This is a genomic window from Curtobacterium sp. AC272, from assembly GCF_979258155.1.
In genome coordinates, this window is the sequence record NZ_OZ409838.1 from 2,048,066 (window position 1) to 2,073,562 (window position 25,497).

The 25,497-nt window shown below is 70.8% G+C and carries 21 protein-coding genes and 2 pseudogenes; 9 read left to right on the forward strand and 14 right to left on the reverse strand.

The features are described from left to right. Positions 1-18 precede the first annotated feature (18 nt). The gene (locus ACZZ0J_RS10420) at positions 19-501 is read right to left on the reverse strand and encodes a CarD family transcriptional regulator (protein ID WP_017888066.1); all 483 of its coding nucleotides are present in this window, start codon (positions 499-501) and stop codon (positions 19-21) included. 155 nt (positions 502-656) lie between these two features. Here ACZZ0J_RS10420 and ACZZ0J_RS10425 point away from each other — a divergent pair, with 155 nt between their 5' ends. After that, positions 657-1,061: a hypothetical protein gene (locus tag ACZZ0J_RS10425; protein WP_463436733.1), complete on the forward strand. Its 405-nt coding sequence runs from the start codon at positions 657-659 to the stop codon at positions 1,059-1,061. Between the two features lie 203 nt (positions 1,062-1,264). Here ACZZ0J_RS10425 and ACZZ0J_RS10430 read toward each other — a convergent pair whose 3' ends face one another. Both ACZZ0J_RS10430 and ACZZ0J_RS10435 read right to left on the reverse strand, forming a co-directional pair. Beyond that, positions 1,265-1,945, reverse strand: coding sequence for a response regulator transcription factor (locus ACZZ0J_RS10430; protein ID WP_111085241.1), 681 nt, complete (start codon positions 1,943-1,945; stop codon positions 1,265-1,267). After that, positions 1,942-3,108, reverse strand: a complete 1,167-nt coding sequence (locus ACZZ0J_RS10435; RefSeq protein ID WP_111085243.1) for a sensor histidine kinase — start codon at positions 3,106-3,108, stop codon at positions 1,942-1,944. The genes ACZZ0J_RS10430 and ACZZ0J_RS10435 overlap by 4 nt, the downstream gene beginning before the upstream one ends. A gap of 145 nt (positions 3,109-3,253) precedes the next feature. Between ACZZ0J_RS10435 and phoU the strand changes: the two genes are divergently transcribed. Further along, on the forward strand, positions 3,254-3,922 hold the full coding sequence (gene phoU, locus ACZZ0J_RS10440) for a phosphate signaling complex protein PhoU (protein WP_463436736.1): 669 nt from the start codon (positions 3,254-3,256) through the stop codon (positions 3,920-3,922). A 31-nt stretch (positions 3,923-3,953) separates the two neighbouring features. Next, on the forward strand, positions 3,954-4,493 hold the full coding sequence (locus ACZZ0J_RS10445) for a P-loop nucleotide/nucleoside kinase family protein (RefSeq protein ID WP_194647523.1): 540 nt from the start codon (positions 3,954-3,956) through the stop codon (positions 4,491-4,493). Positions 4,494-4,681: 188 nt separating this feature from the next. On the opposite strand, the pseudogene ACZZ0J_RS10450 reads toward ACZZ0J_RS10445, so the two are convergent. Next, positions 4,682-5,427 (reverse strand): annotated as a pseudogene (locus ACZZ0J_RS10450) (phosphoglyceromutase). 45 nt (positions 5,428-5,472) lie between these two features. On the opposite strand from ACZZ0J_RS10450, the gene ACZZ0J_RS10455 reads away from it, so the two are divergent. After that, complete coding sequence (locus ACZZ0J_RS10455; RefSeq protein WP_123340904.1) at positions 5,473-6,249, forward strand: class I SAM-dependent methyltransferase; 777 nt, start codon at positions 5,473-5,475, stop codon at positions 6,247-6,249. A gap of 97 nt (positions 6,250-6,346) precedes the next feature. Here ACZZ0J_RS10455 and ygfZ read toward each other — a convergent pair whose 3' ends face one another. From ygfZ to ACZZ0J_RS10470, 3 genes are all read right to left on the reverse strand, one after another. Then, positions 6,347-7,432: a CAF17-like 4Fe-4S cluster assembly/insertion protein YgfZ gene (ygfZ, locus tag ACZZ0J_RS10460; protein ID WP_463436739.1), complete on the reverse strand. Its 1,086-nt coding sequence runs from the start codon at positions 7,430-7,432 to the stop codon at positions 6,347-6,349. Continuing rightward, positions 7,432-8,034 (reverse strand): heme-binding beta-barrel domain-containing protein, encoded by a 603-nt coding sequence (locus ACZZ0J_RS10465; RefSeq protein WP_463436741.1) that lies wholly within the window; start codon positions 8,032-8,034, stop codon positions 7,432-7,434. Before ACZZ0J_RS10465 ends, ygfZ begins: the two co-directional genes overlap by 1 nt. Positions 8,035-8,171: 137 nt before the next feature. Then, on the reverse strand, positions 8,172-8,453 hold the full coding sequence (locus ACZZ0J_RS10470; RefSeq protein WP_123936868.1) for a hypothetical protein: 282 nt from the start codon (positions 8,451-8,453) through the stop codon (positions 8,172-8,174). Positions 8,454-8,605: 152 nt separating this feature from the next. Between ACZZ0J_RS10470 and ACZZ0J_RS10475 the strand changes: the two genes are divergently transcribed. From ACZZ0J_RS10475 to ACZZ0J_RS10485, 3 genes are read left to right on the forward strand one after another with little or no spacing between them, the layout of a single operon-like run. Continuing rightward, positions 8,606-9,289, forward strand: a complete 684-nt coding sequence (locus ACZZ0J_RS10475) for a winged helix-turn-helix domain-containing protein (RefSeq protein WP_123293289.1) — start codon at positions 8,606-8,608, stop codon at positions 9,287-9,289. Next, positions 9,289-10,128, forward strand: coding sequence for a mycothiol synthase (gene mshD / locus ACZZ0J_RS10480; protein WP_463436744.1), 840 nt, complete (start codon positions 9,289-9,291; stop codon positions 10,126-10,128). Before ACZZ0J_RS10475 ends, mshD begins: the two co-directional genes overlap by 1 nt. Positions 10,129-10,184: 56 nt before the next feature. Then, positions 10,185-12,188 carry a serine/threonine-protein kinase gene (locus tag ACZZ0J_RS10485; protein ID WP_463436746.1) on the forward strand — a complete coding sequence of 668 codons (2,004 nt, stop codon included), beginning with the start codon at positions 10,185-10,187 and terminating at the stop codon, positions 12,186-12,188. 90 nt (positions 12,189-12,278) lie between these two features. On the opposite strand, the gene ACZZ0J_RS10490 is transcribed toward ACZZ0J_RS10485, so the two are convergent. From ACZZ0J_RS10490 to ACZZ0J_RS10510, 5 genes and pseudogenes are all read right to left on the reverse strand, one after another. Beyond that, positions 12,279-14,966 (reverse strand): FtsK/SpoIIIE domain-containing protein, encoded by a 2,688-nt coding sequence (locus tag ACZZ0J_RS10490; protein ID WP_463436748.1) that lies wholly within the window; start codon positions 14,964-14,966, stop codon positions 12,279-12,281. Further along, entirely contained in the window at positions 14,963-15,865 is a 903-nt protein-coding gene (locus ACZZ0J_RS10495; RefSeq protein ID WP_463438247.1) for a hypothetical protein, read from the reverse strand. Before ACZZ0J_RS10495 ends, ACZZ0J_RS10490 begins: the two co-directional genes overlap by 4 nt. Before the next feature lie 200 nt (positions 15,866-16,065). After that, positions 16,066-16,476: pseudogene (locus tag ACZZ0J_RS10500) on the reverse strand (FHA domain-containing protein); the annotation flags it as partial. A gap of 89 nt (positions 16,477-16,565) precedes the next feature. Next, positions 16,566-17,972, reverse strand: coding sequence for a hypothetical protein (locus tag ACZZ0J_RS10505; protein ID WP_463436750.1), 1,407 nt, complete (start codon positions 17,970-17,972; stop codon positions 16,566-16,568). Then, positions 17,969-20,725, reverse strand: a complete 2,757-nt coding sequence (locus ACZZ0J_RS10510; RefSeq protein WP_463436752.1) for a hypothetical protein — start codon at positions 20,723-20,725, stop codon at positions 17,969-17,971. Before ACZZ0J_RS10510 ends, ACZZ0J_RS10505 begins: the two co-directional genes overlap by 4 nt. Positions 20,726-20,977: 252 nt before the next feature. On the opposite strand from ACZZ0J_RS10510, the gene ACZZ0J_RS10515 reads away from it, so the two are divergent. Continuing rightward, positions 20,978-21,571, forward strand: coding sequence for a hypothetical protein (locus ACZZ0J_RS10515; protein ID WP_463436754.1), 594 nt, complete (start codon positions 20,978-20,980; stop codon positions 21,569-21,571). A gap of 18 nt (positions 21,572-21,589) precedes the next feature. On the opposite strand, the gene ACZZ0J_RS10520 is transcribed toward ACZZ0J_RS10515, so the two are convergent. After that, a complete protein-coding gene (locus ACZZ0J_RS10520; RefSeq protein WP_463436756.1) occupies positions 21,590-21,988 on the reverse strand; it encodes a hypothetical protein in 399 nt (132 codons plus the stop codon). 300 nt (positions 21,989-22,288) lie between these two features. Here ACZZ0J_RS10520 and ACZZ0J_RS10525 point away from each other — a divergent pair, with 300 nt between their 5' ends. Next, complete coding sequence (locus ACZZ0J_RS10525) at positions 22,289-22,702, forward strand: hypothetical protein (RefSeq protein WP_463436757.1); 414 nt, start codon at positions 22,289-22,291, stop codon at positions 22,700-22,702. An 89-nt stretch (positions 22,703-22,791) separates the two neighbouring features. On the opposite strand, the gene ACZZ0J_RS10530 is transcribed toward ACZZ0J_RS10525, so the two are convergent. After that, complete coding sequence (locus ACZZ0J_RS10530; RefSeq protein ID WP_463436759.1) at positions 22,792-25,482, reverse strand: RHS repeat-associated core domain-containing protein; 2,691 nt, start codon at positions 25,480-25,482, stop codon at positions 22,792-22,794. Positions 25,483-25,497: the final 15 nt, after the last annotated feature.

Below are 25,497 nucleotides of genomic sequence, written 5' to 3' on the forward strand. Positions count from 1 at the left end.
TCGTGGTGTGCAGTGCGCTCAGGACGCGAGGACTTCGTCGAGGACGGTCGATGCCTTGTCCTCGTCGGTCTTCTCGGCCAGGGCCAGCTCGGAGATCAGGATCTGCCGCGCCTTGGCCAGCATCCGCTTCTCGCCCGCAGACAGGCCGCGGTCCTGATCGCGTCGCCAGAGGTCGCGGACGACCTCGGAGACCTTGATGACGTCCCCGGAAGCGAGCTTCTCGAGGTTCGCCTTGTACCGGCGCGACCAGTTGGTGGGTTCTTCGGTGAACGGCGCCCGGAGGACCTCGAACACCTTGTCGAGCCCTTCCTTGCCGATCACGTCGCGGACTCCGACCAGGTCGACGTTGTCCGCCGGTACCTCGATCGTCAGGTCACCCTGCGTGACCCGCAGTTTCAGGTAGACCTTTTCCTCGCCCTTGATGACGCGCGTCTTGACTTCAGAGATGGTTGCCGCCCCGTGGTGGGGGTAGACGACGGTCTCGCCGACCTCGAATTGCATGTATCAGGCTCCGTTCCCAGACTTCCAGTTTACCACAAGGGATGTTCGGGTAAGGGGACCCTCAGCACTGGGCCTTCCCGGTGATCGCTAAGATGGAGCGGGACCGTCTGGTCCTCATCGACTTACGGAGGAATCTCTTGCGAGCTCGGGTACTCGTGTCCGTCGCCGTTGCGGCAACCATCGCGCTGGGCGCCACCGGGTGCGAGTTCATGTCGCCCGCGCACACCGTCGACATCAAGCAGATCACCGACGGCGTCAACGTCTCGACCGGCAAGGTCGACGTGCGGAACGCCATCCTCATCTCGGACGACGGCGAGGGCGCGCGGTTCATCGGCACGCTGGTGAACAACTCCGACACCGACGGCATCACCGTGTCGGTCGAGATCGGTGGCGACACCGAGACCGTGCTGGTGCCGGCGAACTCGCACGTCGACCTGGCGAACGACTCGCAGCACGACACCCTCGACTTCGACAGCGCGGACGCGAAGCCCGGTTCGCTCGTCAAGGTGTACTCTCGTACCCCGACGCCGAGGGCGTCTCGGCCAACGTGCCGGTGCTGACCACCTCGCAAGAGGAGTACGCCACCCTCGCGCCGACCTCGACCCCCGAGCCGTCCAGCCAGATCACGCTGCCGGTCGAGACCCCGTCGGCCACGCCGACGGACGGCGAGTAGCCGCACCGCGCACGCGCGAGCGGACGCGCTCAGACCGGGAGGCCCGGTGCGAGTCCCACGGACTCGCACCGGGCCTCCTGTCCGTCCGTCTCAGGCCTCGATGCGGTACCCGAGACCGCGGACCGTCACCAGGATCTCCGGGGTCGACGGCACGCGCTCGATCTTCGAGCGGATGCGCTTGATGTGCACGTCGAGCGTCTTCGTGTCGCCGAAGTAGTCGGAGCCCCACACCCGGTCGATGAGCTGGCCGCGGGTGAGCACCCGGCCGGCGTTCCGGAGCAGCAGCTCGAGCAGCTCGAACTCCTTGAGCGGCATCGCCGTCTCCGACCCGTCCACCGACACCGTGTGCCGCTCGACGTCCATCCGGATGCCCCCGACCTGCAGGATCCCGCTGTCCGCCGGGTCGTCCTCGGTGCGGCGGCGCAGGACCGCACGGATGCGGGCCAGCAGCTCGCGCGTCGAGTACGGCTTCGTCACGTAGTCGTCCGCGCCGAGCTCGAGCCCGACGACGATGTCGACCTCGGAGTCCTTCGCCGTCAGCATGATGATCGGTGCGTTCGACCGGGTCCGGATCTGGCGGCAGACCTCGGTGCCGGAGAGTCCCGGCAGCATGAGGTCGAGGAGCACCAGGTCCGGGTTCTCCGAGTCGAACTTCGACAGCGCGGTCACGCCGTCGGCCGCGACGGAGGTCTCGTACCCCTCACGCTGCAGCAGGAACTCCAGGGGCTCGCTCAGGGCCGGCTCGTCGTCGACGATGAGGATCTTGGTCACGATGGCTGCTCTTCCAGTTGCTCTTCGAGTGCGGTGGTCAGTTCGGTGTCCGCCTCGGGCAGGCGGATGGTGAAGGTCGAGCCCTTGCCGGGCTGCGACCAGACACGGACGTCGCCGCCGTGGTTGCCGACGACGTGCTTGACGATGGCGAGCCCCAGGCCGGTGCCGCCGGTGGCCCGTGACCGTGCCGGGTCGACACGGTAGAACCGCTCGAACACGCGGTCCAGATCGGCCTCGGGGATGCCGACGCCTTGGTCGGTGATCGCGATCTCGACGAAGCCCTTCGCGGACCGGACGCCCACGCCGACGCGGGTGCCGTCGGGCGAGTACTTCACCGCGTTGGCGATGAGGTTCGAGACGGCGACCTGCAGCAGGCCCGGGTCGCCCATCACCCGGAGCTTCGACTTCTTCGCCCGGATGATCTCGATCGAGCGGGCGCGCGCGACGACCTCGTTCGCGTCGACCGCGGCCTGCACGATCTTGTCGACACCCGTCTCCTCGCTGTTCTCCAACGCGTCGACCGACTGCAGCCGGGACAGCTCGATGATGTCCTTCGTCAGGGCGCCGAGCCGCTCGGACTCGGTGATGAGCTGCGCCGCGAACTTCTTCACGTGCTCCGGGTCGTCGGCCGCGATCACGAGGGTCTCGGACAGCAGGCCGATGGCGCCGATCGGGGTCTTCAGCTCGTGCGAGATGTTGGCGACGAAGTCACGGCGGACCTCGTCGATGCGCCGGCTCTCGGTCAGGTCGTCGGCCGTGATGAGCACGTACCGGTTGCCGAGCTGCGCGGCCCGGAAGCTGAGGTAGCCGATGAGCTCCCCGTGCCGTCCGCGCGGGAGCTCGAGGTCCTCCGCCCCCATCTCGCCGCTCTTGCGCACCCGGTCGACCAGGTCGAGGAGTTCCTGGTGCACGAGCCGGCGCCGCACGACGAGTCCGACGGTCAGCGCCTGGGGCGATGCGGCCACGACCGTGTTCGACGGGTCGATGACCACCGCCGGGTTGTGCATCGTCGCGATCACCGCTGCGACACCGTCCGGCAGGGTGCGTTCCGCCACGTCTGCTGCACGAGCCGTGCGCTCGGCGGTGATGATCAGCACCACGACGCCCGCGCCGAAGACCCCGCCGAGGAGCATCGACAGTGGCACGAGCCACGCGTTGTCCATGCCGCCAGTGTAGGGATGGTCATGCGGGGTTCCGGTACCGTTCACCCGTCCCGGAAGGCCGGATCGCGAAGCGTTCAGCCCCACGTCACCGTTCGTTCACCTGGGCTGACGACACTCGTCCGGTACGCAGAGAAGGTACTCCCCCATGCGCGAAGTCTTCCAGCAGGAACTCCAGGACGTCCAGGAGCGACTGACCGAGATCGCAGGACTCGTCGAGTCCGCCATCACCCGGGCCACCCAGGCCTTCAGCGACTCCGACGTCGCCCTCGCGGAGGAGGTGATCGCCGACGACCAGAAGATCGACGAGGCCGCCAACAGCCTCGACGAGATCGCCATCGACATCCTGGCCCGCCAGGCACCGGTCGCCCGCGACCTGCGCGTCGTCGTCACCGCCCTGCGCGTGAGCTCCTCGCTCGAGCGCATGGGCGACATGGCCGAGCACATCGCGCAGCTCGCCCGCCAGCGCTTCCCCGAGAAGGTCGTGCCGAAGGGCCTCCGCGGCACCTTCAAGGAGATGGGCAAGCACGACGTCGCGATGTCGCAGAAGCTCACGCGGCTGCTCGCGACCGAGGACATCGCCCTGGCCGCGGAGATCCGCGACGAGGACGACGCCGTCGACGAACTGCACGCGAGCGTGTTCGACTTCGTGCTCGGCGAGGCGTGGAAGGGCGGACCGATCGACACCGTCGACGCCACCCTGGCCTCCCGCTACCACGAGCGCTTCGCCGATCACGCGGTGTCGATCGCCAAGAAGGTCGAGTACCTGGCGACCGGCGACTGGACCGGCGCCTCGAGTTCGGCCGCCGCGGTCTGAGCACACCTGCGCGGTCTGCGAGGATCGAGGCATGGCTCAGGTCGCGATCATCGTCAACGGCATGCCCGGTTCCGGCAAGAGCACGATCGGCGCTGCGCTGGCCGAGGTGCTCGGCTGCCCGTTCCTGTCGAAGGACCGGATCAAGGAGCCCCTCGCCGACATCGTCGGGCCGATGATCGCGTCGCGGCCGCTCGGTGGCATCGCGATGGACACCGTGTGGGCGATGGCCGGCGCGGTCGAGAACGGGGTCGTCCTGGACGCCGTCTGGGTCACCCCGGAGAGCCGGGACTTCCTCACCGCCGGGCTCCTGACGGCCGGTTCGCCCCGTGCCGTCGAGGTCTGGTGCCACGTCGACCGCGCCACGGCCGACGAACGCCTGCGCGACCGCTACGAGCCGGACGCTCCGATCCGGCACGAGGTCCACGGCGACCTGGCATCGATCATCGACACCTGGGACACCCTCGGCCCCACCGCGGGGCCGACCGGGCTGCTCCCCGTCGTCCGCGTCGACACGACGAAGCCCTACGACGTCGGTGCCCTCGTGCAGGAGATCGCGTCGCACTTCGTCTGATCAGCCGAGGCTCGAGGAGCCGACCGCCCTGCCGAAGCGACACGTCGTCGGTGCGGTGATCCGTTCCTCCCGGCAGAGCGACAGGAGTCGGCGGAACGTTCGCGGCACCCTGTCGCTTTCGCGAACCCACCAGGTCGAACGACGAACGCCCCGCCCGGAGACCGGGCGGGGCGTTCGTGTGTGCGGTGCTACTTCTTGGCGCCCTGGGCGGCCACGGCGGCAGCGCCGGCGGCAGCGGCCTCGGGGTCGAGGTAGTACGCCGGCTTCGTCGGGCGGAAGTCGTCGTCGAGCTCGTACACCAGCGGGATGCCCGTCGGGATGTTCAGCCCGGCGATGTCGTCGTCGGAGATGTCGTCGAGGTGCTTGACGAGCGCGCGGAGCGAGTTGCCGTGCGCGGTGACCAGCACGGTCTTGCCCTCGCCCAGGTCCTTCGTGATGTCCGACGCCCAGTAGGGCAGCAAGCGGTCGATCACGAGCTTGAGCGACTCGGTGCGCGGCAGCTGGTCGCCGAGGTCGGCGTAGCGGCGGTCACCGGCCTGCGACCACTCGGCGCCGTCGGCGATGGGGGCGGCGGGACGTCGAACGACCGGCGCCACTCCATGAACTGCTGCTCGCCGTACTCGGCCAGCGTCTGGGCCTTGTCCTTGCCCTGCAGGTCGCCGTAGTGGCGTTCGTTGAGGCGCCAGTCGCGCTTGACCGGCAGCCATGCCAGGTCGGCCTGGAGCAGCGCGATGTCGGCCGTCTGGATCGCGCGGGTGAGGAGCGAGGTGTACAGGACGTCGGGGACGATGCCGGACTCGGCGATGAGGTCGCCGGCGCGCTTCGCCTCCTTCTCGCCCAGCTCGCTGAGCCGGACGTCGACCCAACCGGTGAACAGGTTCTTCTGGTTCCAGTCACTGTTTCCGTGACGGAGCAGGACGAGCGTGGAGGTCATGCTGCCGAGTCTACCGAGCGTCGGCAGGCCCGTACCCTTGACGTCATGCCCATCGGGAACGTGACGCGCGGGACGACCGGGTACAACCGGCTCCGCCGTGTCGACCGGTGGATCGCGTCGTTGCCGGCGCTCCGCAAGGCCGACGACCCGCTGGTCGCCGACGTCGGGTACGGGGCCTCGCCGACGACGACGCTCGAGCTGCGCGACCGTCTGGCCCTGGTGCGTCCGGACGTCGAGGTCACCGGCATCGAGATCGAACCGGCGCGCGTGGCGTTCGCGAACGCGGGCACCCGCGACGGTGTGACGTTCCGGCTCGGGGGCTTCGAGACCCCCACTCCCGGGCAGCGTCGACCGGCCGTGATCCGGGCGTTCAACGTGCTGCGGCAGTACGACGAGTCCGCGGTGGTGGCGTCGTGGCGGATCATGCAGGACCGCCTGCAGCCCGGCGGCGCGCTGGTCGAGGGGACGTGCAACGAGGTCGGGCGGGTGGCCTCGTGGGTGACGCTCGACGAGCACGCACCGGTGTCGTTCACGGTGTCGCTGCGGCTCGCCGGGCTCGACGTGCCGTCGATCGTCGCCGAACGGCTGCCGAAGGCGCTCATCCACCGGAACGTGCCGGGTGAGCGGGTGCACGCGTTCCTGCGCGACCTCGACCTGTCGTGGGCGGTCGCGGCGCCGCTCGGCACGTACGGGCCCCGGCAGCGGTGGATCGCCACGGTGCGGGGCATGCGCGACCGCGGGTGGCCGGTGCTGCACGGGCCGACCCGGTGGCGGCTCGGCGAGCTCAGCGTGCCGTGGGCCGCGGTCGAGCCCGCCACCTGAGGGGCGAGTCTCGCGCGCAGCGACTGATCTCGCGCTCCGGGGCCCGAGAAGTGTCGCTCAGGCCGAGTCTCGCGCCAGCATCGACCCCGGACGGAGCCTAGGACCGCTTGACGGCTCCGAGCCGGGGCAGCCGCGGGACGTTCGCCGTGGCGCCGGCCTCCGGCGGGACGATGGTCTCCTGCGCCGCCGTCACCACGACGTCGTCGGCGGTGAGGGTCAGCGTCGCGGTGGGGTCCAGCGAGCGCTTGACCACGGCCAGTCCGATCGGGCCGAGCTCGTGGTGGACCGCCGAGGCCGACAGCCGCCCGACCTGCTTGTCGCCGAGCATGACCGGCGTGCCCGGGGCCGGCAGCACGGCGTCGGAGCCGTCGAGGTGCAGCTGCACGATCCGACGCGGCGGGTGCCCGAGGTTGTGCACCTTCGCGACGGTCTCCTGGCCGCGGTAGCAGCCCTTCGTCAGGTGCACGGCGGAGCGGAGCCAGTCGAGCTCGTGCGGGATGGTGCGCTCGTCGGCGTCGGACAGCGTCGGACGCCAGGCGGCGATCCGCAGCGCCTCGTACGCGAGCAGCCCCGCGACGGGTTCGTCCGACGCAGCGATCGCGGCCGAGGTGCCGGGCGTGACCACGGCGATGCGGAGGGTCCAGTCGGAGCCGGGGTGGGCCTCCTGGTCGGCGTAGCTCCACCCACCGGGCGTGACGGCCGCCCACGGGTCGACCCACTCGACGACGGGCGGGTCCGGCAGGACGGTCGACGCGAACGGGGCGGCCTCGCCGAACCAGCCGAGGGTCGCGAAGTCGGCCGAACGGTCGGCGACCTCGACCCGGAGCATGAAGCGCATCGAGTCGAGCCAGGCGGCGAGCGGTGCGGCGTCCTGCGGTTCGGTGAGGAGCCACACGACCGCACCGTCGTCGACCACGCGGGCGGCGTGCTCGACGCGGCCGGACTGGTCGAGCACGAGGGTCTCGGTGCTGACGCCGGTCGGCAGACCGGTCAGCTGCTGCGAGGTGATCGAGTTGAGCCAGGACAGGCGGTCCGGGCCGGAGACGGTGACGACACCGAGGCCGAGATCGACGACCGCGCGGCCACGGGCCAGCAGCCGCTGCTCGCCCAGCGGGTTGCCGAAGTGCGCAGCAGGGCCCTGCGCTGACGCGACGAAGCCGTCGCGCACCGCGAACGCCGACATCAGTCGACCTTCGCGAGCTGCCCCGAGGCGTGCGAGGTGAGTTCGCGGCCGAGCGCGGCGATGTCCCACGCCCAGAACAACTTGCCCTCGACCAGGCCGTACAGGCGGGTCGCGGCGGAGTAGTCCTTCGCGTTCGGCGAGCGCATCACGGCGTCGGTGGCCAGGTCGATCCGACCCTTGAGGACGCGGCCGACGTAGAGCTCGTTGACGCCCGTCGGGTGCACGATCGAGGCTTCGACGTCGAAGCCGTCGGTGGTGTTGCGCAGCGCCTCGACGCTCTCGACGGTGGTGAACGGGGTCGGCCCCTCGCCCAGGAGCATCGCGGGGCCGCGGTCACCCGGTTCGGTCGGACGGTCGATCCGCCAGTAGCCCATCTCGGCGGCGAGCGGGGTGTGGTCGTCGTCGAGCAGCCACGTGGTGGACGAGTAGTTGAGGTACGGCAGTCCGTCGTGGCTGAAGCTCACACGCTGGCCGAACTCGTAGGTGCGGGGCGCCTCTTCGTCACCGACGGGGTACTCCACGACGCCGGTGCCCTCCCAGACGCCGACGAGCCACGACAACGGGACCAGTTCGGGCGCCAGACCCTCGGGGAGCTCGATCAACGCTGACCCTTGAACAGCTTCACGACGACGACGACCGAGATGAACGCGATCGCGAGCGACGCCAGACCGAGGAGGCCCACGTAGAACAGCTCGAGCGCAAGCAGCGAATCCATGCCCCGGAGTCTACGCGGCTCGGCTCAACGCGCCAGGAGCACCACCGCGGTGACGAGCACCACGACGAAGGCACCGGACGACGCGATGCTGATCCGTTCGACCAGTCCGTCCTTCGTCGCGGTGATGAGCTGGAGCACGAAGCTCACCATCACGCACGCGACGAACACGAGCAGCAGCCACGCGAAGGCGTCGCGCTCGGCGAGCGTCAGGACGAGCACCGCCCCGACGACGGCCAGGATCCAGACCGGCAGGACGGACGTCAGCTTGAGGCGCCGCTGGTCGGTGGGCTGCACTGGCTGGGTCACGCGTTCCATCATGACAGGGGTCACGCCCGGCGCGCAGGCACAGCTCCACGCCCGGCGCGCTTGCGGGTTGCCGCGCAAACCGTCCGGCCGGATGAGGACTTCCCGAGCATCACTAGGATGTGTCCACGACGTCATCCACCTGCGGAGGTCCTGTGGCACAGCTCCTGGTACTCACCTCGACCGCGCCCGGCGACGTCCTGCCGAGCCTCGGTCTCCTGAGCCACAGGATCCGTCACGTGCCGGCCGAGGCCGCACAGCTGGTCAACGCGCCGCAGAGCGACCTGATGTTCGTGGACGCCCGCACCGACCTGGTCAGCGCGAAGGCCCTGTGCAAGATCCTCGCCTCGTCCGGGTCGACGACGCCCATCGTGCTCGTGGTCACCGAGGGCGGCCTGACCGCCGTCAACAGCGAGTGGAACGTCGACGACGTGGTGCTCGAGAGCGCGGGCCCCGCCGAGATCGACGCCCGCATCCGGCTGTCCGCGGGCCGTGCGGCCAAGGGGCAGTCCAGCTCGAAGATCCAGGCGTCGGGTGTCGTCATCGACGAGGCCAGCTACTCGGCGAAGGTCCGCGGCCGGCCGCTCGACCTGACGTTCAAGGAGTTCGAGCTCCTGCGCTTCTTCGCCACGCACCCGTCCCGGGTCTTCACGCGCGAGCAGCTGCTCAGCGAGGTCTGGGGCTACGACTACTTCGGTGGCACCCGAACGGTCGACGTGCACGTCCGACGTCTCCGCGCCAAGCTCGGCGACCTCGAGTCGCTCATCGGCACCGTCCGCAACGTCGGGTACCGCTTCAACGTCTACGACGACGAGGCCGAGCGCCTGATGGGCCAGTAGTGCCGGACCTCGCACGGTTCGTCGTGCCCGGTGAAGCACCGCCGTTCTCGGACCAGACCCTGGTCGACGTCCGCGCCGGGCGCGCGACCGTCCTCGCCGTCGACGACGGGGTCGCCGTGGTCCGCGACGGCGAGCTGGAACTCGTGGTCGACCGGGAGGCCCGTGGCCGCGGCACCGGCACCGCCCTCGTCACGCAGGCGCTCGCGCTGGGCGGCGGGGCCGCTCCCGTGCTCGCCTGGGCACACGGGGACCACCCCGCAGCGCGGGCCCTGGCCGATCGGTTCGGCTGGCGCGCGACCCGCACCCTGCTGCAGCTCCGGGCGCCGATCGACGGAGCCGGGCCTTCTCCGGACGCGGCTCCTGCCGACGTGCCGGCCGGGTACAGCTTGTCCGCGTTCCGGCCCGGAACCGAGGACGAGGCCGACTGGCTCGCCCTGAACGCCGCGGCCTTCGCGCACCACCCCGAGCAGGGCCGCATGACGCTCGACGACCTGCACGCCCGCGAGTCGGACGCCTGGTTCTCCGGCGAGGACCTACTGCTGCTCCGCGACGCCTCCGGGCAGCTGGCCGGCTCGTGCTGGCTCAAGGTCGAGGACGGCATCGGCGAGTTCTACGCCGTCGCCGTCCGACCCGACCTGCAGGGGCAACGGCTCGGCGGGGTGCTCATGCGCGCGGGGACGGCTCGGCTGACCGGGCGTGGGCTGACTGCCGCCGCACTGTACGTCGAGGGCGACAACGAACCCGCGCTGGCGCTCTACCGGCGATCCGGGTTCGAGCAGTATGCGATAGACGTGCAGTACGCCGCGCCGGAGCAGGCGGAGGCGACGACCGGCCGGTAACATTGCGTGGTCGGCGAGGGGTCGGCCAGCGGGGGAATCGGGAAGTCGGGGACGCAGTGGCGCAGTACGGTCAGGGTGAGCCGCTCGGTGCGTCGTACCGGTTGGTCGAGCTGCTCGGGACCGGTGCCACGGGCGAGGTCTGGCGCACCGAGCACGGCACGACCGGCGAACAGTTCGCCGCGAAGCTGCTCCGTGCCGAGCTCGCCGCCGACCCGCAGATCGTCGAACGCTTCGTCCGCGAGCGCTCGGTGCTCCTCGCGCTGCAGCACCCCTCGATCGTGCGGGTGCGGGACCTGGTCGTCGAGGGCGACCGGCTCGCGATCGTCATGGACCTGGTGCCGGGCGGGTCCGCGCGCGATCTGCTGGCTTCGAACGGGCCGCTGACCCCGCGGGACGCCCTGACGATCACCGCCGAGACCCTCGACGCCCTCGCCGCAGCGCACGAGCGCGACGTGACCCACCGCGACGTCAAACCCGACAACGTGCTGCTCCAGACCCCCTGGGTCCCCGGTGCGTCCGGCGACGTCCGGGTCACCGACTTCGGCATCGCGTCGGTGGTCGCCGAGCGGGAGCGCACCACCACCGGGCTCCTCGGCACGCCGCAGTACATGGCTCCCGAGTCGATCAGTCACGGCCGCGCCGGTCCCGCTGCGGACGTCTACGGCGCCGGCGTGATGCTCTACGAGCTGCTGTCCGGCCGCACGCCCTTCGCCGGGCCCGGCACGGACTTCGCCGTCGCGTACCGGCACGTCACCTCGAACCCACCGCCGATCGACGTGCCCGATGCGCTGTGGTCCGCGGTGTCCGCCCTGCTGACGAAGGACCCGAACAGCCGTCCGGCAGCAGGGGACGCCGCGGCGACCCTGCGCCGCCTCGCCCGGTCCCTCGCCTCGGCCCCTGCGATGCCCGCGGCGAGCGACCCGGATGCGTTCGACGAGGTCGATCGGCCCGCCACCGTGGTCCGCGGGGTCCGCCCCGATGGCGACGCCGACCGGGGCGGGACCGGGGTCCCGGAAGACGCCGCGGTGGCCGGGCCGGCTCCGGAACTCGGCCCCGCCGGGTCGCAGACCGTCATCCGGCCGATGGCCCGACAGCCGCTGCCCACCGCCCCCGCTGCCGAGCCGGTACCGACGCGCCGGTTCGCTCGTCCCGAGTGGCTGACGAACCGTGCGCTCTTGTTCGGGGGCATCGGCGTCGTGCTCGTGGCCGCGCTCGTCGTCGGCGGGGTCGTCTGGCTGCCTGGTGCGCTGCGGAAGACGCCGGGTCGCGGCACGGCGACCGCCCAGGCCGCCAACGCGTACCAGCAGGACCGCCCACTGCCCACGGGCCTCGCGACCACCCGCCGTGCCACCGTCGACCCGGCGAAGGGAACCGTCGACCTGCGCGTCACGTACGCGGCGCAGGCATCGGCCCTGACCGGTCCGTTCCTCGAAGTCGTGCCGGGCTCCCGCTCGGGGGCGTCCTGCCCCGCGGTCACCTGGTCCGGCGAGGGCATCTCGGCGAAGCGCAACCAACCCTCGCTGACGGGTGTCGACACCACGTGTGCCTGGAGTCTCTCCGGCGTCGAGGTCCCCGCCGGCGGTGACGTCACGGTCGAGGCCTCGGTGCCGCTCGCCTCCGTCACGGACGGTGCGGCGCTGCAGACGTGGCTCGACGGCGTGGGCGAGGCGACCACCACTGCCCTGACCGACGACTCCGTGCGGGGGACCGCGTACCCGGTGCAGCGGTTGCAGGGCATCGAGGTCCGGACGCCCGACCGCACGGTCAGCCAGACAGCGCTGCCGGTCACACTCGTGCCGGTGTGGCCGAGCGGCGCCGACGAGCTCAACCCGCTCTACCGCAGTCCCGCCACCGGGCGTCCGTCGCAGATGCTCGTCGACGTGGCCGGCGGGGAGTCCGGCCTGCGGTTCGCCGACGGCTGCTCGGGCGCGTTGGCCGTGTCGTCCGACGGGCTCGTGGTCACCGCGCTGTCCGTCGCCCCGTCGTGCACGGTCCGGGCGACGGTGGGGAACTTCACGAACCTCGAGAGCTCGCCCTTCGGGATCACGACGCGCGACTGAGCGCGCTCTGGTCGTTACTGCGGGTCGACCCTGCGGTCCGTGGCGGACGCGGCCACGGGCCTCCAGGCCGACGGTCTCGGTGTCTCTCGGTCAGTTGCCGGCGGATGCGGTCTGCACGAGGCGGACGGCGCCGCCGGAGGACGCGTACCCGCGACCCACGGTCAGCGCCACCGGTGCGCGGCGCGGGAGCGTGACACCGAGCAGCTCGCCGTCGTAGTCGACGTCCGGCTGCAGGAGCACGCCGCACCGCGACTTGCGGACCGCTCGGGTCCAGTGGCTGTAGAGCGACCGGAGGTCCGCGGAGCGGCCAGCCGCCACGACGCAGAGTCCGGGGCGCTCGGTCGTGAGCAGCGTCGCGATGGCCTGGTCGCCGTCCTCGAAGCGTTCGGCGTCGTCGATCAACAGCAGCACCGGTCCACGCGCGAGCCGCAGCCCGGCCAACAGGGCCGGGACCTCGTCCGGGCCCACGGCGATCCGGTCGAACGAACCCGAGGCGAGCGGCGACCGGCGGTCGCAGATCGCCCAGACTGCCGGACGAACGCCCTCGGCTGTCCGCGCGAGCTCGGCGACGGCGAGGAGCACGCTCGACTTGCCGGACCGTGCCGGCCCGGCGACGAGCACGTGTTCGCCGTCGTAGACCTCGACGGACGCCGGCTGCAGGTCGTCCTCCGCGATGCCGATCGGGATCCGCCAGGGCTCACCCGCGAACACCGCTCCGGTGCCGAGTTCGCCCACCAGCACGGCGTCTGGAAGCCGGCCGACCGCAGTCGCCTTCTTCGCACCGTGCGACCGGGTCTCCGCGATCCGTGCGACGGCCTGCGCGAGCGGGACGTCCGGTGTCGCGACGTGCGACTGCAGCCGCCTGGTCGAGTCGATGAAGCGGCCGGGCACCGGCGGCGGGACGTCCTTGGGGCGGACCCCGATGGACGCGTAGTCGTACGGGTCAGCGAGGCGGAACATCCACTTCTGCGTGGTGACCTCGTCCATCGCCGACGGCACAGCCTTCGCGCGCGTCGTCGAGACCGCGAAGGAGATGCCGAGCGCGGGACCCTCGGCGTACACCCGGTAGAGCGCGTCGAGCAGCTGCTGCCCCTCGAAGTCCTGGTACTCGTCACGCAGGGCGGCGAGGCCGTCGATGAGCACCACGGCACGGCGCCCACCGGGTGCCGCACGACGACGCTCGAGCTCGACGCGGAGGTGCCGCAGGAACCGCGTCTGCAGCTCCCCCGCACCCGCACCGGAGCCGACGTAGGCCGTCGTGTGCGGCAGCTGCGCGAGTGGAGCGAGGTCCCCCGGGCCCATGTCGAGCACCAGGAGGTCGAGCTCGTCGGGGCTCGACGACGCGGCGAGCTGCAGCGCGATCGTCGCGAGGGCGGTGCTCGTCCCGCTGCCCGGGATGCCCATGAGCATGAGGTTGCCCTCGTCGAGGTCCCAGCCGCTGGTGACCTGGCGCTGGTGGTCCGGGTCGTCGGCGAGGGCGACGGGCACCGCCGCGGGGCGCGGGTCGGTGCCCGGGCCTGGGGCGGTTCCCGGGCCTGGGGCGGTGAGGGCCGACAGCTCGACGCGCTCGCCGAGCGCCTCGGGCCAGATCGGACGCGGCGGGGCGTACCCGGCTGCCGCGTTGGCCTGCCCGATCGCCTCGATGAGCTGGTCGAGGTCGGTGACGTCCGACGCGGTCGGAGCCGGTGCCGGCATCGGAGCGGGGACGCCGAAGACGTCGGTCGGCCGGACCGAGACCGGCTGCTCGGCACGCTCGTCACGGGCTCGGCCGGTGACGAGGGCGGTCTGCACCGGGGTGATGTCGTCCTGCCCGAGCTTCACGTAGGCGCGGCCGGTCTGCTGTCGACCGATCCCGGCTGCGGCGGGGACACCGATGACGTTCGTCGAGTCCTCACGGCTCTGCACCCGCAGGGCGACCCGCATGTTCGTGTTCGCGAGGATGTCCTCGCTCACCACACCGGCCGGCCGCTGGGTCGCCAGGATCATGTGGACGCCGAGCGTTCGGCCGACGGCCGCGATGCTGACGAGCGACGTCAGGACGTCCGGGAAGTCCTTCGCGAGCATCGCGAACTCGTCGACGACCAGCAGCAGCCGCGGCATCGGCTCGACCGGCTTCGTCGCCAGGTAGGCATCGAGGTTGTCGATGTCGGCTCCGGCTGCGGCGAACACCCGCTGGCGTCGTTCGAGTTCGGCTTCGAGTGCCCGGATCGCACGGTCGGCGAGCTGTTCGTCGAGGTTGCTGATCGTGCCGATGGTGTGCGGGAGGCGCTCACACGCTGCGAAGGCCGCACCGCCCTTGAAGTCGACGAGCAGGAAGTTCAGGCGCGTCGGGTCGTTCCGCGCGGCGAGCCCGGCCACGAGGGACCGGAGGAACTCGCTCTTGCCCGAACCCGTCGTGCCGCCGACCAGGCCGTGCGGGCCGTCGCGCACCAGGTCGATCTCGAGCACACCGCTCTCGGAGGAGCCGATCGGGGTCGAGAAGCCGGTGCGGGCGTCCCACGCCGTGCGGATCCCTTCGCTCGACAACAGCTCGGGCAGGCGGACGAGCGACGGCAACGAGGCACCGGGCACCGTGAGCTCGGGGTCGTCGAAGTGGGCGACGCTCCGGGCACTGCGCTCGGCGGTCTCGACGCTGAGGCCGGCGAGCACGACGTCCTCGACACGGGTCCGGTCTTCTGGTCGGTAGACCGTGGCGGCGGCATCGGCACCGACCGTGATGATCGACGTGCAGGCGGCGGGGAGCTGCTGCTCGTTCGTCGCGATGACGATCCCGCTCACCCGGCGTGGTCGCTCCCCGGGCGCAGGGACTGCCCGGGCACCGAGCGGCCCTGGCCGAGCAGGTTGCGGGCAGGGGCATCCCGACCCTCGGTGAGCACCTCGGAGTCGACCACGACGAGCAGGTTCGGCGTCGGCAGCTCGTCGAGCGACTCCCGCAGGCCACGGAGCATCGCCGCGCTCTGGTCGCGCTGCGCCGACATCCAGCGGGCGCCGGTACTGCTCCCCGCCACACGCGCGTGCGGCAGCCAGGAGGCCCACCCCCAGTCCTCCGCGCGGCCCGCGTCGCAGAAGACGCCCACCGTCAGGTCCGCCGGACCGCAGTGCACGGTGGCCTGCGTGAGCAGGCTGCGAGCCAGGGCGAGGGCGCCCTGACGATCGCCGACGATCCCGACGACGCCGGCGTCGGACAGGTCGGCCACCACCGGCGCGGCCGTCAGACGGCTGTCGGCGATGGCGGCCTTCGCCTCGTCCTCGAGCTTCGCGGACGCCGCACGCTGGTCGACCTCGGGTCGCCAGGGAGCGTCTCCGGTGCCGGCGTGCAGGCTCAGGAAGTCCTCGTCGTCCGAGCGACGCTGCCACAGCAGTGTGGTCGGCACTTCGGCTCGCCGCACCACGGTCGCCGGGTCGGGCACGAGCTCCTGGCGGCGGGCAGCCTCGACGGCCGCGGCTTCGGAGATCTCACCGCGGAAGGACTCCACGGCCTCGGCGAAGCGGGTGTCCTCTTCTTTGAGGTTCTTCGCGCGGCGGTGCTTCTGCTCGAACCACATCCCGATCGCGGTGACCGGGGAGAGCAGGGCGAAGAGCGCGAACCGTGCGTCGCCGAGCAGGAGCACCATCGCCCCGGCGAGCACCAGGGGCGCGGCGACGGTGATCCAGCTGAACTTCGACGCCGGTGGCACGTCCTTGCGTCCGGGGGCACGACTGTCTCGGCGTCGGAGGTCCGTCCGGCGCGCGGCGGTCGGTTGAACGGCGCCGTCGCCGCCGGCGTCAGGTTCGCCAGCGAGCCGGCCGCGGGCACGGGCACCTCGTCGAGCGCCGGCCGGACGAGCAGCACGGCCCCGCCCAGGATGACGCTCGTCGTCCCGGTGAGCAGGACGCCCTCGGCATCGATGCGTTCCCCGGCGATGACGGTGCCGTTCGTCGAACCGGCGTCACGCACCCGGACTCCGTCGTCCTCGCGCTCGATCGTGCAGTGCTCCCACGAAGCGCTCTCGGTGGGCAGCACGACGTCGGCCTGCGGAGCCCGGCCCACGACGAGCTTCCGGCTGCGCGGGACCGGTACGACGAGACCCGCGTCGAGTCCCCGGCGAGGGTGACGCTCCACCCGTCGATCGTCTGCGGCCGCTCCTGCGGTGCGCGGCCGATGCGGGAGCCCTCGAGCAGGACGAGGTCGCGCAGCGGGGTCGCCGCACTGGTGCGGTGACCGTCGACCGCGAGGGTCGTCTCGGCGTCGAGTTCGACGCCGATCGCCGCCGCGATGAGCTCCCCCAGCGAGGACGCGCCGGACCACCCGTCGACCTCGACCGCTTCACGTCGGTCGTCGAGCTCGATCAGCAGGCGCATGCTCGCGTTCCTCTTCCGGGTCGGTGCGTGAGTGGGTCAGTCCGTGCTGGAGTCGTCGAACCAGACGAGCGACGCGGTCTGGGCGGCGTCGGTTCCGCTGCCGGTGCCGTCGCCGGACGCGGTGCTGGCCGGACGGAGACCGAGCTGCTGCGCCGACGCCGCGAGCACCGTCGCGGGCGTCCCGAGCGCCTGCTGCTGCGTGAAGTCGAGCGCCGGACCGGCGATGCCCGCATCGGTGTCGAGGTCGAGCGCGGCGAGGGCGTCGGTGACGTCCGCCGGCTCGGCGCTCCTCGCCGTGCCGACGGCGCGGACCAGGGCGATGACGGCGTCGTGGCTGCGCGAGTCCGCCGCGCCCGCGACCGCCGAGAACGGCTGGTCACCGGTCAGGTTCTCGGCGTCGTGGTCCCCGGCGAGCACCCGGACACCACCGAGGAAGGCGGACATCGCCCGGCCGCCGGAGTCGGAGGCGAGCGCTCGAGCGTCGTCGGTGGCGACACCCACGGTCCGGAAGGAACCGCTCAGGCTGCCGCCGGCCTCGACGAGTGCGGCACCGAACGCCGGGCTCGTCGCATCCGGCGTCAGGACGACCGGCACCGTGACGTTCTCGGCCTGGAGCGCGGCGACGAAGGCACCCTGGCGTTCCGCGGAGCCGCTGACGACGACGGCGTCGGAGTCTGGCGTCGGGGTCTTCGCGTCGGCGTCGGCGTCCGCGTCTTGCTCGTTGCTCGTTGCGCCGGTGCGCTCGGCGACGGTCGTGGCGAGCGCTGCGGTGTCCGCGGTGTCGTCACCGTCCAGGACGTGCGCCACCCGCAGGCCCGCCGGAGCACCGCCGCCCAGGTCGACCAGCAGTGGAGCCTCGGCGGCGCCGAGTGCCGTGGTCATCGCCTTGCTGATCGAGCCAGCCGCCGGTGCAGTCGACCAGGAGTCCTTCTCCGCCGGTGCGTAGGGCAGGACGACCGGGATCCCCTTCGCCGCAGCTGCAGTGACGGCGCCGGACACGTGGCTGCCCGACGAGGCGACGACGATGCCCGCGACACCGCTCTTCACGAGGGCGTCCACCGCGGCCTTGCCCCCGGCGGCGGTCCCGCCGTCGTTCTTCGTGACGAGCGCGACGTCGGCGCCACCGAGTGCGAGCCGACGCTCCGCCACCAGCGCGCCCTGCGCCGCTTCGTTCCACTCGGATCCCTCGCCGTCTCCGAGCGTGACGATGATGCCGATCTTCGTCTTCGCCGGGACGTGTGCCACGGTGATCTCCACCGGCACGGTCGCCGACACCGCTTCGGCCGGGGTGCTGCTGCCGAACGCCCGGAACGTCAGGACGGCGGCGACGACCGCGGCCACGAGGAGCACCGCGATGCCGACGAAGAGCAGCGGACGGCGGCTGCTCGGACGCGTTCCGTCAGCACCCTCGGTCGCAGTGGCTTCGGTCGTCTGGTCACTCATCGGTCGGCCCCGATCCGGAAGGTGTACAGCGTGGTCGACGTCGCGCTGGCCGGGACCTTCAGCTGGAACGCCGGCAGCGTCGTCGCCGCATCGAGCGATGCACGGAACTGCTCCTGCTGGAGCAGGATGCCGGCGACGTCCTCGGCCCGGACGTTCGCGTAGCCCGCGGCGTTCTGCGACGCCAGGGCGAGCTGGTAGTCGGCGGAGTCGGACTTCGCCGCGCTCGTGGCCATGGCGCCGAGGATGCCGGAGCCGTTGACCTTGCGGTCGCCCAGGTCGAGCATCACGCGGTTGAGGTCGCCGGTCAGCAGCGTCGAAGCGCCCTGCACGTCACGCGTCGAGGCGCTCGTGCTGGCCGCGATGCGCTCGAGGCTGGACGCCGTCTGGCGGTCGACCGCGGAGGAGAGCTCCGAACCCTCTTGGTCGAGCGTGCTCTTCTGCTCGTCGATCGTGCCCTTCGAGTCCTTCGTGACCTCGCCCGAGGTGGACCGGAGGCCGGCGATCGACTTGTCGAAGGCATCCCGGACAGCCTGGTTGCTCGCGGACGCCGTGGTCGAGACCTTCCGCACCTGTGCGTCGATGGCCTTCTTGAAGGTCTCCGACGACTGATCGGAAGCGTCCTTGAAGGTCTTCTCGACCTGGGCCGCGAGGTCGATCTGCGTCTGGCGGACCGTCCCGAGCTGCGTCGCGATGACCGCCTGCGAACGGTCGGCGTCCGCGACTGCTGCGCGAAGGCGTTCGATCGTGGAACCCACGTCGTCGCTCCCACCACGGACGGCGTCACGGACAGCGCGGATGCTGTCGTCGAGCGCGTCCAGATCGGTCCGCAGGCCGGCGATCGCGCTGCCGATGGTGCCCTCGGTCGTCGCGTCGGCGCTGGTCGAGTCGACGACGTCCTGCCAGCGCGCCGTCTGGTCGTCCAGTCGTTCGTCCATCGGGTCGGTGAACCCGAGTCCGGGCTGGAGCACGGTCCCCTCAGGCGCACCGGCGCAGGGCTCGGCCGTCAGGTAGCCGCGGAGGCGATCAGCGTCGGCTTGGTCGAGCTGTCCGAGCGTCGCGAGGGTGCAGAGTTGGTCCGCGACCGCCGAGTTCTGACGCTGCATCGACAGCGGGAACCCTGCGCCGTCGACCAGGTCACGTGCCGCCTCGGCACGGTCGTGCGTTGTCTGCACGGCCGTCGCCAGTGCGTCGAGCCGCGTGCCGATCTGGTCAGCGCTCGTCGACAGTGCGCGGAGGGCGTCCCCGGTGCCACCGTCCCCGCCGTTCTCGTATTCGTCGAGTGTGGTCGAGATGGTCGTGAGCTGCTCGTCCAGGTCGGCGGCGCTCGCGATGGCGTCGTCGACCGTCTCCGGCTGCAACCGCGCAGCGAGCGCCTGCCCGGTGCTCACCAGTCCGATCAGCGAACCGTTGATCGCGGTGGACGACTCGTAGAGCGTGCAGGTCAGCGAGTCTCGCGCGTCCGTCGCGGCGCAGGTCGTCGCGTCCGGGGCCGTCGGGCCGACGGCAGCGGACAGCTGCGCACTGACCTGCTGCTTGCACGCCTCGCTCGCGTCGGCGTAGCCCTCGAGCTGGGACGAGACGCGGAGCAGGTTGCCGTAGACGCTGCCGCCCGCGGTCGAGGTCTTCGGCGTCGCCGCGCACCCGTTGCCGTCGAGCACCGTGGCCGGTGCCGTCGCCGAAGTGTCGCCGAGCAGGCTGTCGAGACTCGTGGTGGTCTGCTGGAGCTGCTGCAGCACCGTGGACTGTGTCGCCTTGACGGTCGTGCCGAGGTCGCCGTTCAGGGAGTCGAGCTCGCCGGACAGGGACCGCATGGTGCCCGCCAGGGACGAGCTGCTCTCCTTGAGCCGCTCGGCCGTCCTGACTCCGAGGGTCTTCGACGTGGTCTCGAGGTTGGACCGGACCTCGGTGATCGTGCCGCCCGCTCGTGCGAGCACCTCGTTCACCTGCGAGATGAGGTCGATGGTGCGGCGCTGGAGCGCGAGTTCGGAGTCGCTGTCGGACCCGAACGCCGCGTTCACCACGCCGGTCGAGGACAGGTCCGTGGACAGCCCGGGCTGCGCGGCGACGTCGAACGTCGGTGCCGTGAAGTCCTTGACGTCGGCGACGAGGTGCAGCGTGCTGCTCGCGCCGGATGTCGGCGGTGCCAGCAGGCGGCCCCACTGGACGACGGCGTCCCCGTCCTCGTTCGTGCTGACGACGCCGTCCGTGGCCGAACCGGAGTCAGCGGCATCGGTGACGATGCGGTCGGCCGCGGTGCCGGTGAGGACGGTCGAGGCCGCGACGCTGAACGGTGCACCCACGAGCGCCGGTGTCGAGCGAGAGGTCCCGGCGACGTCGTAGGTCAGGTTCTTCGACGTGACCGTGAGGTTCTCGATCGTCAGGTCGATCGCGATCCGGCCCGAGTACCCGTCGAGGTCGGCAAGGTCGGTACCGGTCTTCTTCGACGTCGAGTACTGCGTCGTGATGCGGAGCGGGAGGTCACCAGCCGCCTTCGCGGGGTCGTGGTCGGTCGTCGCTGACGAGGAGTCCTTGCCCGCGACCGAGATCGCGGTGTCGGAGATCGACGTGATCGAGCCGTCCGCGGCCAGACGCGTGTCGACCGTCTGCAGGATCCGTGACGGGTCAGCCACCGGCTTGTCGTCGGACGTGCACCCGGCGAGCACCAGCGCGGCGATGCCGGTGACGGCGACCGCCCCCACGAGCCGGCAAGTGGTGCTTCGTGCTCCGGTGTTCCCGGCACGCTGGTTGATCACGGTCTTCCCCCCAAGAGAATCGTCGAGCACATCGATGCTAGTTGCTCGATGGCGTCGGGTCCGCGTCGATCGGCCGCCCTGGCCGCCCCCGTTCGGGCCACACGCTCCGACTGGAATACAACGTATCGCATCCAGCGAGTTGCGCCTTCGCCGTCCACAACCGCGCTGATACTCTGCACGCATGATCCAGGGGGACCAGGGCTTCGGGCCCATCGAACGACGACGTCCGCACGCGCGAACGGGGGCAGATCGGTGACACTCAACCTCTCGCCGGTCCTCATCGCGCTGCTCGCGATGATCGCGATCCCGGCCGCCGTCAGCGCGCTCGTCCGCCGCAGCGATCGCAAACGACCACCGTCCACCGTCGTCGGCGACGAGGCCTACGGCGTGCTCTTCACCGTCCGCGCACGCCGGTGGAACTACCTGCTGCTCCGGATCATCGGGATCGTGTTCATCGTCGTGGGAGGGTTCTTCTTCCTCGCCACGCTCACGCTGCTCGACGACCCCGACGCGGTCGGGATGCTCATTGCCGGCGTCGGCATGGTGCTGTTCGGGCTGCTGTTCGTCTACCTCGGCGTCGGGCAGAAACGCCGTCGCGTCGAGGCGTACGACTCGCAGCTGGTGGTCACCCCGATGTTCCGCGCCCCGCGGACCGTCGACCCGGCGGCGATCAAGCACATCCGACCCACCACGAACCGCTTCGGTGGGCTCGACATCAAGGTGCACGGCCAACGGGGTGTGATCAGCGTCCTGTCGATCGATGCCGCCTACCCGGAACTGTGCGCATGGCTCGAGCAGCGTGCGCCGGCGCAGTGGAACGAATTCGTCCGGGTCTTCGGGCACTGACGAGCGCCTCAGCCGCCCTCAGGCCAGCTCGAAGCTGTTGACGTAGACGGCTTGTCGAATCGTGTTGAGGAAGCTCCGCATGGCGAAGGAGGCCGCGCCGACGTCGAACTCGTAGCGCTCGCCCGGGACGATGCTCTCGGCGAGGTCGTCCTCGTTGTCGCGGGTGACGCCCCGCTGCAGAACGAGTGTTCCGCAGTCCGAAGTCTCGAACACGATCTGCGCCATCGACGAACCGATCCCCTTCAGCGAGTGGGACGATCCGGCGCTGCTGTGAGCAGAGGTGACGGTACAGACTGCATGCCCCCGGTGTCCTGCGTCATACACCTTCAACGTGATCGGCCCGACGAAGAAGCCCAGCAGGGGCACGAGGACAACGACAGCGAGGACGATCGATGCCGCGACCTTGTCCCGCCGCACGCGCCTTCTCCGCGCGACTCGTTCAGCGCCGGTGTCAGTCAACCGTGACTCCGACGCCCGTCGTGCCGACAATCTGGCCAGCCGGCAGGCAGTCCACCGTCCCAGGATGGCCTGCGAGATCAGGTCTGAGGCGGGTCAGTCCGCCCGCGCCGTCGTCGGCTTCACGGGGACGGCCGTCGGCGCCGAGGGTGATGGAGCCGTCTCCGTTGGACGTCGATCTGACCGGTTTCATCGGGGTCTGCGAGGGCCTTCCTGCTCGCGGGCGGCCCGCCCAGCAGCACACGTCAGTAGCATTTCGGCATGTTCGAAAAGCGTGCCTCCAGGGCGGGAGCGATCCAGATGCCGTCACCGTCGACGTGGGATTCCGGCGGTCTTCGGATCACAGCTTCCGCCGAACCCCGCGGCTTGACCCGTCGCCTCCAGCTCATCGTGACAATGGAGATTGCGAGCGTCGTCGCCGTCTTTCGTGGCGAAGAGCTCTCGAGCCTTGTCAACCGTCGGGTGCAACAGATCGAGTCTGATTCGACTCCGACCGCATTCCTGTTCTTCGGCGGAGAACAGATGACGGGAGCACCCATCGATGCGGCGCGACAGAACGTGCCGGTCGACGCAATCGCTCTCGTCATCACGCCGAACGTCGAGGCCGTCGCGCACACGCTCACGGCGGTCGAAGTTGAGCGACTGCATTCTTGGCTACGAAAAAGTGCGCGCTGACCCACTGCCCCGCCGACTCCGCAACGGACACCGCTTGTCTGCACCAAGCAGCTCACACAGGATTGACCAAGCAGCTCACACAGGATTGGTCAGCGCTCGATCCTCGGTTGCGCAGTTCCCCGGAGCCGTACGCTCACGCGATCGCCGACCGCTGCGCCACTGATCAGACCGGCAAAGGCGGTGAGCAGCCACAACCATTGAAGACCCGCAAACGGCCGAGCAGCGCCGACGAGGCCGATGAAGACCAAGACCACAACCACCATCAGCGCGGCCAGTACCACCGGGCGACGATCGTTCAGCTTCGACCAGCATCCGACGGCGCTCCCGTAGCCGAGAGCAACGGCACCGACAATGATCGCCGCGGGGACGTTGATGTCCTGGGGACCACTCCGCAAGCGCCACCAGGCGATTACCAGGCAAGCGAGGGCTGCAACAGCATCGACGAACCAAGGTCGTATTCGACGGCTTGATCGACTCGTCATCCGAAAAGACCTCCCACGACCGAACCGCCGACGGCCGATCCCCACAAGGTGCTCGTGTTCTTCTGCAAGAAGTTGAACGCGCCGGAGGGGGTTCGCGGGTGGAAGTAGGGCATCTGCGCAAGGGTATCCACTCCGTGCTGACCCGGGAGGATCCTCCCGCTGACGTACGTGCCCGCCATACCCGTGGCTCCGTTCTGCGCCACAGTGCCGAGATCCACTCCGTCCCCGCTGATCACCTGACTGACTGCCGTCCCGGCCGCCGTTGATGCGCCGCTCAGCACCAGGGACGTCCCTGAGCGAGCGCTCCGGACGCTGAGTACCCGATTTCCTTAGCGATCGTGCCCCCGGCCGGACCAGCCATTCCTCCGGCAGCACCGGACACCCCGCCGCCGACGACGTCCCCGCAAACTCCCACCCGTTGCGGATCTGCCAGCCGTTCTTCTGAAGGTTGGTCACACCACCACTCACAGCACCGACCCCTCCGTTGACACCCATGTTGACCGCGACGGCTCGCGCCGCTTGGCCTGCAGGTGCGCCTGCCATGGCAGCCTTGCCGAACATCATTGCTCCGCCACCGGCTGCACCGAGCACGCCGCCCACAGCAGTGTCGACTCCGACTCTGCCCCAATCTACTTTTCCGGTCTGTGCTTTCTGCGACGCCACCGAGACGCCCCCGCTGAGCAACGCCCCAGACGCAGCCATGAGCGCGATTCCAGCAGGGCCGCCGACCCCGGTGAACATGAGCGCGACACCCAGTCCAATCGCAGCACCTGCGGCGACGTACTCCCAGTTGTCGTTCCACCAGCTCCCGGCAGCCGCGATCGCCCCCTGGTGCGCATCCCGGTACGACTGCAGGTCCTTGTCCGTCGCCGGCCGCAACCCGAGCGGGTCGACGGCCTGCAACGGGTCGTTGCCGGCGTACGAGTAGGGGTTCCCCGACCACGCCGCACCCAGGATCGGCGCGAGCGGATCGACCGACAGGAAGCCCCGCGCCGCCGGGTCGTACACACGGGCGCCGAGCCACTCCAGCCCCGCGACGGACACCCCACCAGAACCGGTCAGTGCCACCCCCGCGGGCAGTCCGACGTCGGTGACGGCAGCGAGCGCCGCCCAAGGGTCGGCAGCGTCGGTTGCGCGAGCACTGCGCCACGCGGGCTGCGCGACGACATCGCCGATCGCGGTGACACCCCCCGGCAGGTCGAGCAACGACGTGTCGGCGATGCTGATGAGCGACGGCACGACCGCGGCGGAGTCCCACCACGCGGCGACCCCGGCCACCTCGGCGAGTTCACCCAGGGCATCGACCCAGACGTCGAGCCGACCGGTCTCGGCGTACGCGTCGTCGCGGTCGACGACGGCAGCGAGGTACCCCAGGTCGGACCACGCGTACTCGGTGGTCGAACCGTCGGCGGTGGTCCGCCGGATGCGTCGGCCGAGACCGTCGTGGACGTACTCGGTCCGGCCGGCCTCGGTGATCGTCGCGACCAGCTGACCGGCAGCGTCGTACTCAGAGCGTGTCTCGGCCCCGCGGACGGTCTCAGCGACGAGCCGCCCACGGTCGTCGTAGGTCCACGTCGAGCCCCCGGCGCGGACGAGCTGGCCGGCAGCGTCGTACTCGTATGACACCATTCCGGACGGTCCGTCGATCGCCGTGATCCGCGCGTCGGCATCGCGCTCGATGCTCGTGGTGGTGGCACCGTCGAGCGTCGTCGAGGTGTGCGCGACGAGTGCGCCACCCTCGTACGACCACGACTGCACCAGTTCGCCCGTGGCCGCCTGGACGATCCGACCCGAGGCGTCGTACGAGAACGTGCCGGCAGGGGCGCCGTCCCGTTCCACCCCGACGACGCGGCCGACGGCATCGCGACGGTAGGTGGCGCGGGTGCCGTTCGGGTCGACCCGAGCCGTGCGGTTGCCGTCGGCGTCGTACTCCCACGCGACGGACTGGTCGCCTCGGGCACGGCGGACGAGCAGGCCACGGCGGTCGTGCTGGAGCTCGTGCTCGATCGTCCGACCGGCACCACGGGTGTGGTCCGTCACGACGACCGTGCGGTGGACGGCGTCGCGGGAGATCTCCGACTGCACCGCACCGTCGACGAGCACGGCCCGCTGTCGGCCAGCCGCGTCGTGGGTCCACTCCGTCGTGCGGCCGTCGGGATCCGTCTGGCGGATCTGGCGCCCGGCCGGGTCGTAGGCCGCTGTGGCGGTGCGGTCGAGCGGGTCCGTGACGGCGACCACACGGTCGGCGGCGTCGTACTCGCGTCGTGTGGTCCCGCCGGCAGAGTCGGTGATCGTCACCAGCCTTCCCCGGTC

Excerpts from the sequence above, each read along its gene's own strand:
- ACZZ0J_RS10420 (WP_017888066.1), bottom strand. The coding sequence starts at position 501 with ATGCAATTCGAGGTCGGCGAGACCGTCGTCTACCCCCACCACGGGGCG.
- ACZZ0J_RS10435 (WP_111085243.1), bottom strand. The coding sequence starts at position 3,108 with ATGGACAACGCGTGGCTCGTGCCACTGTCGATGCTCCTCGGCGGGGTC.
- phoU (WP_463436736.1), top strand. The coding sequence starts at position 3,254 with ATGCGCGAAGTCTTCCAGCAGGAACTCCAGGACGTCCAGGAGCGACTG.
- ACZZ0J_RS10445 (WP_194647523.1), top strand. The coding sequence starts at position 3,954 with ATGGCTCAGGTCGCGATCATCGTCAACGGCATGCCCGGTTCCGGCAAG.
- ACZZ0J_RS10455 (WP_123340904.1), top strand. The coding sequence starts at position 5,473 with ATGCCCATCGGGAACGTGACGCGCGGGACGACCGGGTACAACCGGCTC.
- ygfZ (WP_463436739.1), bottom strand. The coding sequence starts at position 7,432 with ATGTCGGCGTTCGCGGTGCGCGACGGCTTCGTCGCGTCAGCGCAGGGC.
- ACZZ0J_RS10505 (WP_463436750.1), bottom strand. The coding sequence starts at position 17,972 with ATGAGTGACCAGACGACCGAAGCCACTGCGACCGAGGGTGCTGACGGA.
- ACZZ0J_RS10525 (WP_463436757.1), top strand. The coding sequence starts at position 22,289 with ATGTTCGAAAAGCGTGCCTCCAGGGCGGGAGCGATCCAGATGCCGTCA.